This window comes from Clostridioides sp. ZZV14-6154 (genome assembly GCF_020657785.1).
Taxonomy (GTDB): domain Bacteria; phylum Bacillota; class Clostridia; order Peptostreptococcales; family Peptostreptococcaceae; genus Clostridioides.
In genome coordinates this window covers 14445-29161 of the sequence record NZ_JAGWCY010000010.1, presented here as the reverse complement: position 1 = coordinate 29161, position 14717 = coordinate 14445, and the positions used below count along the sequence as shown (strand labels likewise).

Sequence of the window (14717 nt, the reverse complement as noted above, 5' to 3'; positions counted from 1 at the left end):
TAAATCTATTTACATAAAGAGTAAGATATCAAAACCTATACAAGCATTGATAATGGATTTTCTAATAATTCTTTTAAATCCTTTAAGAATTTAGCTGCTACTGTACCATCTATTATTCTGTGGTCTGATGTTAATGATAAATTCATTATAGGTTTTATTTTAGCCTCCCCATTTACTGGAACAAACTTATCTTGAGTTGCTCCCACACCAAGTATCGCACTTGAAGGCATATTTATTATAGGGGTAAATGTCGTTATTCCATACATTCCAACATTGCTTATAGTAAATGTGTTACCTTCTTGGTCTGCTGGTAAAAGCTTTCCTGTTTTTACTTTTTCAGCAAGTTCTTTGCTTTCTTTGGCTATTTCTTTTAACGATTTTTCATTTACATTTTTTACTACTGGGACATATAAACCTTCATCCAGCCCAACAGCAATAGCTATATTTATATCTTTATATCTAAATATTCCATTATCCGTCCATGCTGAATTTAATGCTTGATGCTTTGGAAGTACTCTAGACACAGCCATTACTATTAAATCTGTCATTGTTAATTTTACTCCAGTTGACTCTTTTACTGTATCTATTAATTTTGCTCTAAGTGCTTTAAGTTCTGTAGCATCTACCTCTATATTGAATGTAAATACAGGAGCACTGAAGTAGCTTTCTGACATTCGTTTTGCTACAGTTGCTCTCATTGGATTTGGCTTTTCAAACTCTCCTTCTACAGTATTAAATGTACTTAAATTTTCATGTTTTGATTTTGTTTCTTTTGTATCATTAGATTTAGATACATCAGTTGATACGAGAGTCTCTTTTGTATGTATCTTTTCTATATCTGATTTTTTTATTTTTCTATTATATCCAGTACCTACAACATTTTCTAAATCTATATTTAAATCCTCCGCTATTCTTTTTGCTAAAGGAGTTGCTTTTACTTTATTATTTTCTATATAATTTAACACATCTACTAGATGTATTCTTCCATTTTCTCCACTTCCAATCAGCCTATCTAACTCTATGTTGCCTTTTCTTGCTTGATTTCTGGCTGCTGGTGTGGCTTTTACTTTATTTGCCACCATTTCTATCCCCCCTTATCTAACAATTAAAGATCTTATTGCATCTTCTATTTCATCAATTCTTGGGACTACTGCTTTTTCTAGTTCTGGATTATATGGTATTGGCACATCTTTTCCACATATTCTTTTTACTGGTGCATCTAAATAATCAAATGATTCACTTTCTGTTATTAATGCTGATATTTCTCCACCTAGACCACCAGTCTTAGCTGCTTCATGACAAATTAAAACTCTACCAGTTTTGCATACACTTTTTACGATTGTCTCTTTATCTAGTGGATATAAAGTTCTTAAATCTATAATTTCTACATCTATATTTTCTTTTGATAGAGTTTCTACAGCTTCTTCAACACTTTGCAACATCCTTCCGTAAGTGATTACTGTAACATCAGAACCTTCTTTTTTAACATCTGCCTTTCCAATATCAATTACATAATCTCCCTCTGGGACAATTCCTTTTTTTCTATATAACAATTTGTTTTCAACAAATATTACTGGATTATTGTCTCTTATAGCTGCTTTTAATAATCCCTTAGCATCTGCTGGTGTTGAAGGTGCAACCACTTTTACTCCTGGTACATGACAAAACCATGCTTCCAAACTTTGTGAATGTTGTTCTGCTGAACCAGTTCCAGAACCTCCAGGACATCTAACAACCATTGGAACTTGGGCTTTCCCACCAAACATATATCTCATTTTTGCTGCTTGATTTACAATCGCATCCATAGATATTGTAACAAAATCCATAAACATTACTTCCATAATAGGTCTTAACCCAGTTGCCGCTGCACCTGCTGCTGCACCTGCTATAGCTGCCTCTGATATAGGTGTATCTCTTACTCTTTCTGGACCAAATTCATCTATCATTCCCACTGATACGCCAAATGCTCCTCCGTATATTCCTATATCTTCTCCCATAAATACTACATTTTCATCTCTTCTCATTTCTTCTGACATTGCTTCTTTTATTGCTTGTGCATATGTTAATTCTCTTGTACTCATTTTTATTTTCCTCCTTTACTATTTTTAGTCTGCATATACATCCTCTAATAAAGATTCTATTTTTGGATTTGGGCTATTTTGAGCAAATTCTACTGCATCTTCTATTGATTGTTTCGCAAAATCTTCAATTGTATCTAATTCATTTTCATTTGCCATATTATTTTCTATAAGATAATTTCTTAAAAATTTTATAGGGTCTTTTGACTTCCATGATTCTATCTCTTCTTTTGTTCTATATACATTTGCATCTGATTTCGAATGACCTAACCATCTATAAGTTCTACTTTCAATTAGTACAGGCCCTTCTCCTCTTCTACATTTTTCAGCAGCTTTTTGTACTGTTTCATATACTTCTATTGGATTATATCCGTCTATAGATATCCCTTCTATACCATAAGATGCTGCTCTTGTAGCAACACTATCTATATTCATATGACGTTTTATACTTGTTGACATACCATATAGGTTGTTTTCACAATAAAATATTATTGGTAATTTCCATATTGATGACAAGTTTATTCCTTCATGAAATGTACCTTCATTTGATGCACCATCACCAAAACTACATAAAACTATTTTTCCTGTCTTTTTATATTGTTGTGTAAGTGCAGCTCCAGGAGCTATAGTAAGACCTCCACCTACGACTCCATTTGCTCCTAAGTTGCCTGACTCAATATCTGCTATGTGCATTGAGCCTCCTTTTCCTTTACAAAACCCAGTCTCTTTCCCCATAAGTTCAGCCATCATTTTATTTAAATCTATTCCCATTCCTATAAATTGGCTATGACCTCTATGAGTTAATGAAACCAAATCGCCTTTTTCTAATGCCATTACTGCGGCTACACTTGAAGCTTCTTGACCTACTGATAAATGAGTTGTTCCATGTACCATACCTCTTGCAAAAAACCAACTAACTTTCTCTTCAAACTTTCTAGCTTGATTCATTCTCTTATACATTTCAAGCAATGTTTCTTTTGATACTGTCATATAAATTCCCTCCTATTAATTTTTATCTATCTTTTTATTAGTCACAATCTTCTAATAGTTCAAGTGCTAAACTGTGATTAATTGCTAAGCTATTTATAAATTTGGCTTTTAATGATGCTTTTATTGCTTCTATTTTTTCATCTCCTGAAGCAACACCTATTGTTCTTTTTATCTTTTTCAAATCATTTAGTTTTACTCCTAATACTCTTTGATTAAATTCAAGTATTGAAGTTTTTCCTTCCTTATCAAAAGCTTGCAAACAAATTGCACCTATTGAGTTATACTTTTTTAAATCGTCTATATCTTCTTCATGCATATATCCTGAAGCCATTATCGTTGAGTTTAAACTCATAGGATTTCCTATACCTACAATTGCAATAGTTGTTTTATCTATTAAATCTAGTACCTCTTTAATTTTTTCATCTTTACAAAGTTTTTCTTTTGTAGATAAATCAGACATCACAGCAGGAGCATGTAATAACTTAAAATCTCCTCCAAAAGCTCTTGCTAAGCTTACAGCTATTTGATTTGCATGTATATCTATTTCATTATCTCCAATTCCACCTAGTAAAGGTATAAATGTAACATTTTTGCAGTTATTTTTTTCTACATATCTAGGAATTTCTTTTAGAGTTGTTCCTATGGAAACCCCAATTATATCATTTTCTTTTACTACTCTGGTAAGATATTCAGACACAGCTCTTGCCAGTTCTTGCTTTTGTGTTAATGAATCTTGTTTATCATCTACTACTATTACTTCTTTCAATTTATATTTTCTTTCTAAACTTCTCTCTATTTTTTGATAGTCATTTTTTAAAACATCAACTATTTGTATTTTTACTATTCCTTGCTCAAAAGCTTCTTTTAGTATTCTTGATATTGTTGGTCTTGATATTCCCAATTGATTTGCTATTTCTTGTTGATTCAAATTATCTTCATAATAAAGTGAACAACATTTCATCATTAATCTTAAATCTCCAATTTTTTTCATTTCCCTTCCTCCAAAATCAAGATTTTTTAATTATTTTTACATTTGTTCAATGATTTTACTTAATTTCAATAACATTATAGAAGTGGTATATATAAAAAGTCAACTGTTTTTTTGTATAACAAAAAATATACTGTTTTAAAATAAAATAGAGATTCTCCTATATAAAAAGGTAAATCCTGATATACAAGATTCACCTTTGTGTAAGAATATTTTATTAGTAACATGGATATGTCCTATTTTGTAAGTTATATTGACTTTATTTGAAGAATTAGTTTTTAATATAAATCTATATCATAACTCATTTTTTATAAACATTAATAAAATTATTTTTTATTTCTTGTTTATATTAAATCTTGAAGTATCAAAATTAATCTTATATACTAAATTTATGGAGGTGAAACAAATGAAAATAGGTGATTTTTCAAAATTAACAAAAGTTTCAGTACGAATGTTGAGGTATTATGATAAGAAAGGAATTTTAAAACCCGAATACATTGACTCCTCTACAGGTCACCGATTATATTCAACTAATCAAGTCCCTTTGCTTCAAAAAATTATAATGTTAAGAGACTTAAATTTTAGTATCGTAGAAATAAAAGATATAGTTGACCATTGGAATCAGCAGTATCTTTTAGATAAAATGTCAAAGAAATTAAATGCAACCTATGAATACATAGAAGAAGAAAAACTTCGTGCCAACAAACTAAAAGAAGCAATTGAGCATATTCAAAAAAATGAAATTGAAAAACATTACAATATATCTTTAAAAAGAGTAGAAGCAATTCCTATCATTTCATTAAGAAGAAAGATGAACAGCCCTTTCGAAGAAGAACTCCTTTGGAAAGAGCTAACTGAATTTGTCATACAGAATAATATTACTATTGACCAAACTAGATACAACAATATAGCTATTTATCATGATATTGAACACGCAGATGATAGAGTTGACATTGAAGTTGCTTTCATTGTAAAGAAACTTGGAACTTCTTCTGGTAGTATTTGTTTTAGAATGTTGGAATCTGTTGACGTTATGGCTTCAATGATGGTTTATGGACCTTATTCTAATCTTGAGGTTGCTTATTCATCACTTGTGCAATGGTTAATTGAACATAATGAATATTCAATCGGTGATTACTCACGCCAAATTACCATTGTTGATTATAGACATACAGATAATCCACAAGAATACTTAACCGAAATTCAAATTCCTCTAGTTTTAATCGATTCTATCTGATTTGTTGGATAGAATTGTTTCCTTTTTTATTAGTATGCTTCCACCTAAAAATGCCAGAAATAATCCAGGTATGATAAAGGCACTGCTCAAATTTATAGAACTTAATGGTCCAAATATAAACATCCCACATGGTGTAGCCAAAGTTCCCAATAAGTCTACATAGGAGAAAACACGTCCCATATATTCTAATTGTGTTTCTTTCTGGATAATTGTAATGAGTGGCGTATAATAGAGAGGGCTTCCTATACCCATAACAAACATACTCACCAGAAATAGGTGCACTTGTTTACTAATTACTACTAAAATCATCATCAAGCCAAATAGAAAGGCAGAACAACCAATTAGCTTAAAATGGGAAATTTTAATCTTTTTATAACCCATTACTAGACTTGATACCAGTGCCCCTACTGAAAAAGCAATTTCGATTACACTTAATATCCACACTTTTTCTCCCAAATTATTTGAAGCTAGAAGAGGAGTTAGTTGAGAAGCAGGAACTACTAGAAATTGAAAAACTGTGTATAGTATTAATATACTTTTCAATGTTTTTGAGCGAGACAGATATTGAAATCCTTTTTTCATTTCTCTGATACTATTTTCTGCTACCTTTTGCTCTGTTTCCTGTATTGAAATGGTTGACAATAAGCTAACACCAATAAGTGCAGTCACAACATCAATAAGAAAAACTTCTCCCAATGGCAACATGGTTAGTGCCAATCCTCCTAAACCAGGGGAGATAAGTTGTATTACACTCCAAATAGTTGTTGAATAGCTATTTGCTCGCAATAATTCATCTTCTGGAATAAATAGAGGAAGGATACTTTTTGAGGCAGGTAATTGAATTCCAGTCCCCAAAGATCTGAAAGTATTAAAAATGTAAATCCATAAAATAGACTGATAACCTAAAAAGTATAAAATTGCTAAGCAGAGTGTAGCTCCTGCAATAAAAATATCAGACAAAATGATAATCTTTTTCATGGAAAAGCGGTCTGCAATTACTCCTCCCGCTAACATAATGAGTGCTTGTGGGAGAAATGTAGTTATTGTAATTCCTGCAATACTAATTCCTGAGTTTGTTTGAAGAGTGACATGCCATATCATTGCTAAAGATACAATAGACGAGCCTAACATTGAGATTGTTTGACTAAGCATGTAAGCAGTCAATTTCATTTGCCAACTTTTTTCTTTTCTCATGTATTTCTCCTCCTATAAGAATCTTCCAGTTATGCTATCATGGTTATTTTTTATATCATTAGGTGTTCCAAAAGCAATGATTTCTCCCCCTTGAGCACCACTATTAGGACCTACATCAATTATCCAATCAGATGCATTCATAATTTCAGTATTATGTTCAATAACTAACAAAGAGTGTTGTTCTTCTACTAATTTTTTAAATGTAATTAGTAAATTTTCAATATCTTGAAAATGAAGACCTGTAGTAGGTTCATCTAGGATATATAGCATTCGCTTTTTCGTTTTTGCTCCCAATTCTTTCGCTAACTTCATTCTTTGAGATTCTCCACCACTCAAACCTAAAGTACTTTGTCCTAGTTTTAAATAACCTAGCCCAACCTCTTCTAATATAGATAATTTTCTAAATAATTCAGAATTGTCATTAAAAAACTCTTTTGCTTCTCGTACTTCCATGGAAAGAATATCTACAATAGATTTTTCTTTGTATAAAATTGATAAAATTTCCTTTTTATATCGTTTCCCGCCACATTCAGAACAAGTTGCCCAACTATCAGCCATATATTGTAGAGTAATTTTTGTTTTTCCTAATCCTTGACAATTAGGACATTGACCGTTTTTGCTATTAAAGCTAAAACAACTATCATCAAATAATCTCATCTTGGCCTCTGGTGTTTGAGCAAATATATAGCGAATATCATCAAAAATATTGATATAAGTAGCTGGAGTAGATCGATTTGATTTTCCTATAGGTGTTTGGTCCATCGTTATGAAACCATCAATATGCTCTGTTCCAGTTAGTTCATCATATTTTTTGTTACGATTAATTTTCTGATTTATTTGTTCTTCTAAAGCTGGTATTAAGCTATGAAAAATAAGCGAACTTTTTCCAGAACCACTCACACCTGTAATACAACACATACAGTTCAATGGAATTTCTACATCAATATTTTTTAAATTATGGGCATTACATCCTTTTAAGCTTAACCATTTTTTAGGTACTTGTTTAGTTAGTGTTCCTTTTTTCTCTGTTATTTGAAGATACTTCCCAGTAATAGAGTTTGGATTTTCTATAATTTGTTGAACGGTTCCTTTCGCAATTATTTTTCCCCCATTTATACCTGCACCAGGCCCTACATCAATAATATAATCTGCCTGTAGCATGGTATCCTTGTCATGTTCTACGACAATAACAGTGTTACCCTTATCTCTGAGTTCTTTCATCATCTTAATCATTAAATGGTGATCTCTAGGATGTAATCCAATAGAAGGTTCATCTAAAATATAAGTTAATCCAATTAATTCACTACCTAATTGGCTAGATAAACGGACACGTTGTAATTCTCCGCCTGATAATGTTGGTGCCGTTCTGTCAGTAGTCAAATAGTGTAGCCCAACTTTTAGTAAATAATTAACTCGAATTTCTAGTTCCATTAGTATATCTTGTACAACCTTTATTTCATTTTGTTGAAGGTAGTTTGGTAATTCAGATAACCAATCCCATAATTGTTCTATTGTCAGTTTAGTTAATTCAGGAAACCTATAACCTTGAATGGTAGTAAACCTTGCTTCTGTGCTAAGTAGTTCACCATTACACGTATGACATGGTACTTCCTCCATGTATTGTTGTGAAGCATTATTATTTGCACTAGATTCTCTAAAAAGTCGCTGAATATGATTAATTGCTCCAGAAGCAGGTCTTTTGATTTTTGCTAATCTACCTTTTGATTCATAGCTAAATTCATATATTTTATTTCCAGTACCATATAAAATAGCATCAATAAATTCCTTAGGAAGTAAGTTCCAAGGTGTAGATAAGTCAATATTTTGATGTTCTGCAATTGCAAATAATTCGCCTACCATCCAGTTTCCTGTTAGCTTTTTACCTCTTAATTTTCCCCAATAATAAGTAGCTCCATCTAATATGGAAATATTAGGATTTTTTACGATTAATTGAGGGTTAACTTCATAAATAATACCTAAACCGTTACACGTATGGCATGCTCCTGTATGGGAATTAGCATTGAATGTTGAAGTATTTATTTTCGAAAAAAGAGTTTCACAATGTGGACAATAATTTTTTGTTTTATTCTTTTTCTTTAAGGGTACTTTACAGTATGGGCAATAGCTTCTCCCAATTGAAACAAATAGCATTCGTAAATAATCCCAAATACCAGTAAGAGTTCCTACTGTAGAACGTGGATTTTTACTTCCTTTTTTCTGTTCAATAGAAATTGTAGGTGTTAACCCTTGAAGCAAATCAAACTCAGGCTTTTGAATTTGTTCTTGTAACTTTGCAGCATTGCTTAGATTCTCAAAATAACGTCTTTTTCCTTCTTCATAAATTGTATCAAAAGCTAAGGATGATTTTCCACTGCCACTTACTCCCGTAATTACTGTAAACTTATTTTTGGGAATACTCACTTCTATATCCTTTAAATTATTTTGTCTCCCTCCTTTTAAATAAATTGTATCTTTGTTAGAAGAAGGTATGTATTTACTAGGTATTTTCGAAGTCTTAATAAGTTCAAATTTTTTCTCCAATTCTTTAGGATTGCTAAATTGTTTTGATTCTAAAATACCTAATAGTTTAAGTTGAGAAAAAATAGATGTAATGTATTCTTCTGGTAATTTAGAAATCAGCTTATTTATGTTATTTATCTTCATATCTTTATCAGATATTATTTCGGCGATTTCATCTAATAAATTTTTTTCTTCTATAGTTAGTTGACTATATTTTTTTGTACTCAATTCTGTCCATAAATCCCAAGGAAGTAACTCTAATCCAATGAGATTATTAAAATCATGTAAAAGATTTCCTTTTACTGAGTGCCATCCTTTCCAGTTTTTGTTGTATCCAAAATCATACTGATGAGCAGTACCTTGTCGGCAATTTATCCAAGCTTCTGCTCCTGTTAAAAATCCATTTTCTTTACCAATATCATGAGTATCAAAATCAAGTTGAAAATGTTTCTTTTGAATCTCATCAATCTGAGCATCAATTTTTATCCATCTGTTTTGGATTTTATTATAATATTCAACAACCCAATGATCCTCATAAGGAATCTCACTTTGAAAGTAGCTGGCAAACCCAGCTCTCATTCTGGCTTCGTAACCCTGATACCTAAGAAAAGAAACAAAGAGTAAAGAATAATCTCTACACATACCTACTAATCGTTGCTTTGGTTCTCTAGGTATAGTTATCGATTGAGAATTTATCTTCATAATCTTCCCTAGCATTTGTGAAACTGTACGTAGTAATTCTTCTTCTGATTGTTGCTTACTAAACGATACACCATATAGATTTCCATGTTCTCCATGAATAATTAAATTCTGAACAATCTCTAATAGTTCAGTAGGAGTAGTAGGAAGGTTCTTATACTCTTTTTCAAATTTTGTAGGATTAGTAATTATACTTTGATTTGTATAGTTTAATATTTTCATCATCATTCACCTCTCTAAATAGAGGTTACAACATGACACTGTGTCAATAGCAAGGGGTATTTTTTTCTTTATTTTTTATTAACAAATATATAATATATTGTATTTACATAAAAAAGAGTGTCTCATCTATAATCTTAAAAAATTATTTTGAGACACTCTCTTTAATTGTATTATATAAAAATCAATTTAAATTAATATTTTAACCTTTATATAGCGATATCTATAATTTATTCCTTTAATGCTGTCATATTTATACTTAATATAATCATAGGTACAATTACATATATAAAAGCTGTAGCTGATGAAACTATACCAGAATCATTTACTAAAAGAGTGACAAAACATCCTACTACGGATGCTATAAACCCTTTAAATACAATTGGATATTCATTAATTAATTGTTTGAAATATCTAATTTGAGTAAGCATAAGTACTAAAATTACTCCTATTCCAGCTAATAATATATTTACCCATGCACTGGTTTGAGCTAATTTTAAATTCATTTCTATCTTTCTACTAAATGTTTGTATTATTTCTCCTGGACCATTAAAGTAAATGTCTTTTACAAACATACCTAAATGTGAGTTGCTTCCTGAAACTATATCTATTGTTACAAAAACTCCTAAAACAAGTAGTACTGCTATGCCTAACAATATAACTTTTTTAAAATCTATCTTTACATCATATATCAATAATATAAATAGTAAAAATGCTACACATTCAGAAATAGCACTTCCTACATTTGCTCCCATAATTGGAGATGCACTAGTAATTAAAATGGCTAAAGAAAAGACTATTACAGACCATTTTGGTATCTTTTTATATGTCAATAAAATTGCAAATGTAAAAATTGCACTCCCTATTGCCACACCTTGATATTCATTTCCTACACCATAATATCTAGCTCCAATTATACAATCATAGCTCATTACATTACCTTTCATTAGATATGCACCAAGTGCAGAATCTATAACCATAATCAATATAGTTAATCCTGTAAAGAATAGAATATTTTTTAGGTCATTTTTTATTAAAACTTTACTTATTAAATATATAGTAAGTGTTATTATAATTATGCCTAAGGAAATTGCTACTGGTGTTTTAAAGTTCATTATTGGGGTTATCATAAATGACAGAGGCATTACTATTCCTATTTTTAAAAGTTCTTTTAGTATAAAGTATGTTGTTTCTTTGTGTTTTTTTGATATATGTTTTCTAAATAAAATTGCAATCATCGCAACTATCCACGACAAAAAAACTACATTTACAAAACCATTTAATATCACAGACCTTATACTTGAAATAGATACTATCTTTTGATATTCATCCATTAAATATTCTTTATTATCATCTCTATTGATAAGTTCATACTTTCTTCCAACCATATTTGGATTTTTTAAATCAAAACTATCTAGTATGTCTACTCCTACATCTAAATTAGTTACAATACCTTCTCTTCTAGTAGTTGAAGATGACAACAATCCTTTTCCATTCCCACTTAACTTTATTATTGGAGAAAGTCTTCTTTTATTTTTATAATCTAAATCACTTGGAAATGCACTGGCTATGTAAACAGTATCATTTTCTCCAACCATAGAAAATATATTTTTTAAATATTCATCTATATTTTTTTCTATCTTGTCTTTCATGTTTTTATATGTATTTTCATTCAAGTTTGGTTTATATAAATCTAATCTATATGTATCTCCAAGTTCTACAAAAACTACATCACTGTTTTTATAAGCTTCTTTAGTTTCAGCAACAAGCTTAGTATAATCAGTTGATATTCCATAAGGCATAGATAAATCTTTTTTATTGATATTATCTACATTTCCATAAGGAATTCTACCATACTCATCCATAGCTGTTAGGCATAAATTTCTATTTTTTACAAGTTGACCACCTTCAACTATATCTGCATTTCCTAATATGGACGTTTTCAGTTCATTTTCAGATAAACTTTGACCTAATGAACCCAATGTAGAGCCATATTCTCCAAAGTTTAGATTCTCATTTATTGACATATTTATAGTCAAATCATTTATACCTTTTGCTTTCTTACCTGTAACTGATTCAAAAACTATATTTCTATCTTTGCTTGAGCTTTCAAAATTAATATCTTCTTCATTAGCTACATTGGCTCTTCCACCAGCACCCATACTGGCATATGACCTTCTATCATCACTACCTTTATCGCCTCTTATGTTCATCAAGCCAATATACCCTCTATTTTCTAGCTCTTCTCTCAATGATTTTATTCTTAACATATTGTTCATACTAGTTCTATTCATATCTATAAATATTACTTTTCCATGCGTTGGTATATCATCTGCAAAGCTATACTGACTCATCGATATTAATATTATGATAAATGTTGCTAAGAAAGATATAATCTTTTTTCTCATAAATTCTCCCTGCTTTCTGATTTAAATCCTCACACTTAAGAATACATTAAACATTATCGTTATAAATAAATAAATTTGGACCATCTATTTACAATAAACAGCCCAAATTTTAGGTTTATTTGAATATATCAATTTTTAGGTTTTGCAAATATCATTCTACCAGCAGGAGTTTGAAGAACAGAAGTTACTAAAACTTTTATAGTCTCATTCATATGTTTTCTTCCTCCATCAACAACTATCATAGTTCCATCATCTAGATATGCAACACCCTGTTGAGCTTCTTTTCCTTCTTTAACCACTTGAACAACCATATCTTCACCTGGTATTGCAACTGGTTTTATAGCATTAGCCAACTCATTTATATTTAATACTTCAACACCTTGAAATTGAGCAACTTTATTTAAGTTATAATCATTAGTAACAACTTTTCCATTTAATACTTGGGCAAGCTTTAATAATTTACTATCAACTTCTGCTATATCATCAAAGTCCCTTTCACTTATTTCAACCTCTATATTTAATTCTTTCTGAATTATATTTAATATATCCAGACCTCTTCTACCTCTTACTCTTTTTAAATCATCTGAAGAATCTGCAATATGTCTTAGTTCTTCCAAAACAAAAGCAGGGATAATAAGTTTTCCTTCTACAAATCCTGTTTTGCAAATATCAGCTATCCTTCCATCAATTATTACACTTGTATCTAATACTTTTGGAGGTATCGCCTTTACTTCTTTTTTATTATCTTTGTCTTTATCCTTATCTTTAATAGGATTTGCTAATCTTCCTAATTTTCCAATATTAAATAAATCATTTTTACTTTTAAGCGCAACTTTCATTCCAAGATATCCTAGGAATAAATATAATAGTAAAGATAGTATTCCACCTACTATTGGTATTCTGTTTACTAATCCACTCAATAAATATGCAATTACGAATCCTACTATAAGACCCATAGACCCTAATAATATATCCGTTTGAGGATATTTTGATAACTCTTTATCCACAACTTTAGCAATTTCTTTTGTTCTATTTACAACCCACGGCTCTATAAGATATCCTAAAATAGCTATTACTATACCTGCTACTACAGCTGCTATATAACCATACGTTTCTTTTCCAAATGTTAATATTTCAAAATCTCTCATCAATGTTAAATAGGTCGTTATACCTATCGTAAATCCAAGTAAAATAAACAATATCCTTGTTACTTTCCTTATCAATGCTTCACCCCCTAGTTATACTTATCTATTATAGACCAAAGTGTATATTATATTCAAGAAAAAAGTAGTAAAATTCACTTAAAATTCATTATATGTGTCTATCTAATAATACTAATTGTTTCATTTTTATAAGTCCATTTTTTATATATGTTGCTCTTATTTCGCCTATTCCTTCAACTTCATCTAACTCTTCAATAGATGCATCTAATATTTCTTGGAAGTTTTCAAAATAATTTACTAAGTTTTCTATTATTGCTGTTGGTAGTCTATGTATTTTGCTAAGAATTCTATATCCTCTTGTTTTTATAGGCATATCCATACTTTCTGAAAATCCACTATACCCTAATAGTTTTGCCATATTAAATAATTCTATTAGTTCTTCTGAATTTAAATTTTTAACTTTTTTCATAAGTTCTTTTATTTCAGTATTTTCTTTGTTATAATCTTTGAATATTAATTTCTGATCTATTCTAGTTGTACCCATTAATTCCTCTAATTGCATGCTTACTAAAGTTCCTTCATCCCCCAATTCTATCACATATTTTTCAATTATACTTGTAACTCTCATTACCATTTCCATTTTCTGCATGACTAGCGCTACATCATAAATAGTTACCAAATCATTAAACTCTAGAGCATTTAAATTAGTTATAGCTTGGTCTAATACTGTTTTATATTTTTCTAAAGTTTGTATTGCTTGATTTGCCTTAGTAAATATCTTAGATATATCTTCGACCACATACTTCTCATTTCCTCTATAAACTGTTATAACATTTCTTCTTTGTGAAATTCCTATGACTATAGCACCAGTTTGTTTTGCTACTCTTTCTGCCGTCCTATGTCTAGTTCCAGTCTCTGACGTTTCTATAAAGTAATCTGGTATAAGTTGTGCATTAGCAAATAATATTTTCTTTACATCACCACTTAAAACTATCGCTCCATCCATTTTTGCTAATTCATATAGATATGATGGTGAATACTCTGCATTTATAGCAAATCCTCCATCTACTATTTTCATTACATCTTCATTTGTCGCAATTACAATTAAACCACCAGTCTTAGCTCTTAGTACATTGTTTAGACCTAATCTAAGAGGGGTTCCAGGAGATATCATTTTTAATGCATACAGCATATTTTTATTATCCAAAAAATTCTCCATAT

Annotated in this window: 10 protein-coding genes; 1 reads left to right on the top strand and 9 read right to left on the bottom strand. The window is 30.2% G+C overall.

Features of this window, described 5'->3' with window-relative positions:
* Nucleotides 1-35: 35 nt before the first annotated feature.
* From KGF45_RS16090 to KGF45_RS16075, 4 genes are read right to left on the bottom strand one after another with little or no spacing between them, the layout of a single operon-like run.
* Nucleotides 36-1082 carry a 2-oxo acid dehydrogenase subunit E2 gene (locus tag KGF45_RS16090; RefSeq protein ID WP_227842885.1) on the bottom strand — a complete coding sequence of 349 codons (1047 nt, stop codon included), beginning with the start codon at nucleotides 1080-1082 and terminating at the stop codon, nucleotides 36-38.
* 12 nt (nucleotides 1083-1094) lie between these two features.
* The gene (locus KGF45_RS16085) at nucleotides 1095-2081 is read right to left on the bottom strand and encodes an alpha-ketoacid dehydrogenase subunit beta (RefSeq protein ID WP_227842884.1); all 987 of its coding nucleotides are present in this window, start codon (nucleotides 2079-2081) and stop codon (nucleotides 1095-1097) included.
* A gap of 24 nt (nucleotides 2082-2105) precedes the next feature.
* Complete coding sequence (locus KGF45_RS16080; RefSeq protein WP_227830184.1) at nucleotides 2106-3068, bottom strand: thiamine pyrophosphate-dependent dehydrogenase E1 component subunit alpha; 963 nt, start codon at nucleotides 3066-3068, stop codon at nucleotides 2106-2108.
* A gap of 37 nt (nucleotides 3069-3105) precedes the next feature.
* Nucleotides 3106-4059 carry a sugar-binding transcriptional regulator gene (locus KGF45_RS16075; RefSeq protein ID WP_227830185.1) on the bottom strand — a complete coding sequence of 318 codons (954 nt, stop codon included), beginning with the start codon at nucleotides 4057-4059 and terminating at the stop codon, nucleotides 3106-3108.
* 403 nt (nucleotides 4060-4462) lie between these two features.
* Between KGF45_RS16075 and KGF45_RS16070 the strand changes: the two genes are divergently transcribed.
* On the top strand, nucleotides 4463-5293 hold the full coding sequence (locus tag KGF45_RS16070; protein WP_227842883.1) for a MerR family transcriptional regulator: 831 nt from the start codon (nucleotides 4463-4465) through the stop codon (nucleotides 5291-5293).
* Here the strand turns inward: KGF45_RS16070 and KGF45_RS16065 are convergent.
* From KGF45_RS16065 to disA, 5 genes are all read right to left on the bottom strand, one after another.
* Entirely contained in the window at nucleotides 5276-6487 is a 1212-nt protein-coding gene (locus KGF45_RS16065) for an MFS transporter (protein ID WP_227830187.1), read from the bottom strand. The genes KGF45_RS16070 and KGF45_RS16065 overlap by 18 nt on opposite strands.
* Nucleotides 6488-6499: 12 nt before the next feature.
* The gene (gene uvrA, locus KGF45_RS16060) at nucleotides 6500-9928 is read right to left on the bottom strand and encodes an excinuclease ABC subunit UvrA (protein ID WP_227830188.1); all 3429 of its coding nucleotides are present in this window, start codon (nucleotides 9926-9928) and stop codon (nucleotides 6500-6502) included.
* Nucleotides 9929-10155: 227 nt separating this feature from the next.
* Complete coding sequence (locus tag KGF45_RS16055) at nucleotides 10156-12333, bottom strand: hypothetical protein (protein ID WP_227842882.1); 2178 nt, start codon at nucleotides 12331-12333, stop codon at nucleotides 10156-10158.
* Between the two features lie 128 nt (nucleotides 12334-12461).
* Nucleotides 12462-13556 carry a PIN/TRAM domain-containing protein gene (locus KGF45_RS16050; RefSeq protein WP_227830190.1) on the bottom strand — a complete coding sequence of 365 codons (1095 nt, stop codon included), beginning with the start codon at nucleotides 13554-13556 and terminating at the stop codon, nucleotides 12462-12464.
* Nucleotides 13557-13644: 88 nt separating this feature from the next.
* Nucleotides 13645-14715, bottom strand: a complete 1071-nt coding sequence (gene disA / locus KGF45_RS16045) for a DNA integrity scanning diadenylate cyclase DisA (protein ID WP_227437106.1) — start codon at nucleotides 14713-14715, stop codon at nucleotides 13645-13647.
* Nucleotides 14716-14717: the final 2 nt, after the last annotated feature.

Bases quoted from the DNA above. Each gene is read 5' to 3' on its own strand.
- KGF45_RS16090 (WP_227842885.1), bottom strand. From the start codon at position 1,082: ATGGTGGCAAATAAAGTAAAAGCCACACCAGCAGCCAGAAATCAAGCA.
- KGF45_RS16085 (WP_227842884.1), bottom strand. From the start codon at position 2,081: ATGAGTACAAGAGAATTAACATATGCACAAGCAATAAAAGAAGCAATG.
- KGF45_RS16080 (WP_227830184.1), bottom strand. From the start codon at position 3,068: ATGACAGTATCAAAAGAAACATTGCTTGAAATGTATAAGAGAATGAAT.
- KGF45_RS16075 (WP_227830185.1), bottom strand. From the start codon at position 4,059: ATGAAAAAAATTGGAGATTTAAGATTAATGATGAAATGTTGTTCACTT.
- KGF45_RS16070 (WP_227842883.1), top strand. From the start codon at position 4,463: ATGAAAATAGGTGATTTTTCAAAATTAACAAAAGTTTCAGTACGAATG.
- KGF45_RS16065 (WP_227830187.1), bottom strand. From the start codon at position 6,487: ATGAGAAAAGAAAAAAGTTGGCAAATGAAATTGACTGCTTACATGCTT.
- uvrA (WP_227830188.1), bottom strand. From the start codon at position 9,928: ATGAAAATATTAAACTATACAAATCAAAGTATAATTACTAATCCTACA.
- KGF45_RS16055 (WP_227842882.1), bottom strand. From the start codon at position 12,333: ATGAGAAAAAAGATTATATCTTTCTTAGCAACATTTATCATAATATTA.
- disA (WP_227437106.1), bottom strand. From the start codon at position 14,715: ATGGAGAATTTTTTGGATAATAAAAATATGCTGTATGCATTAAAAATG.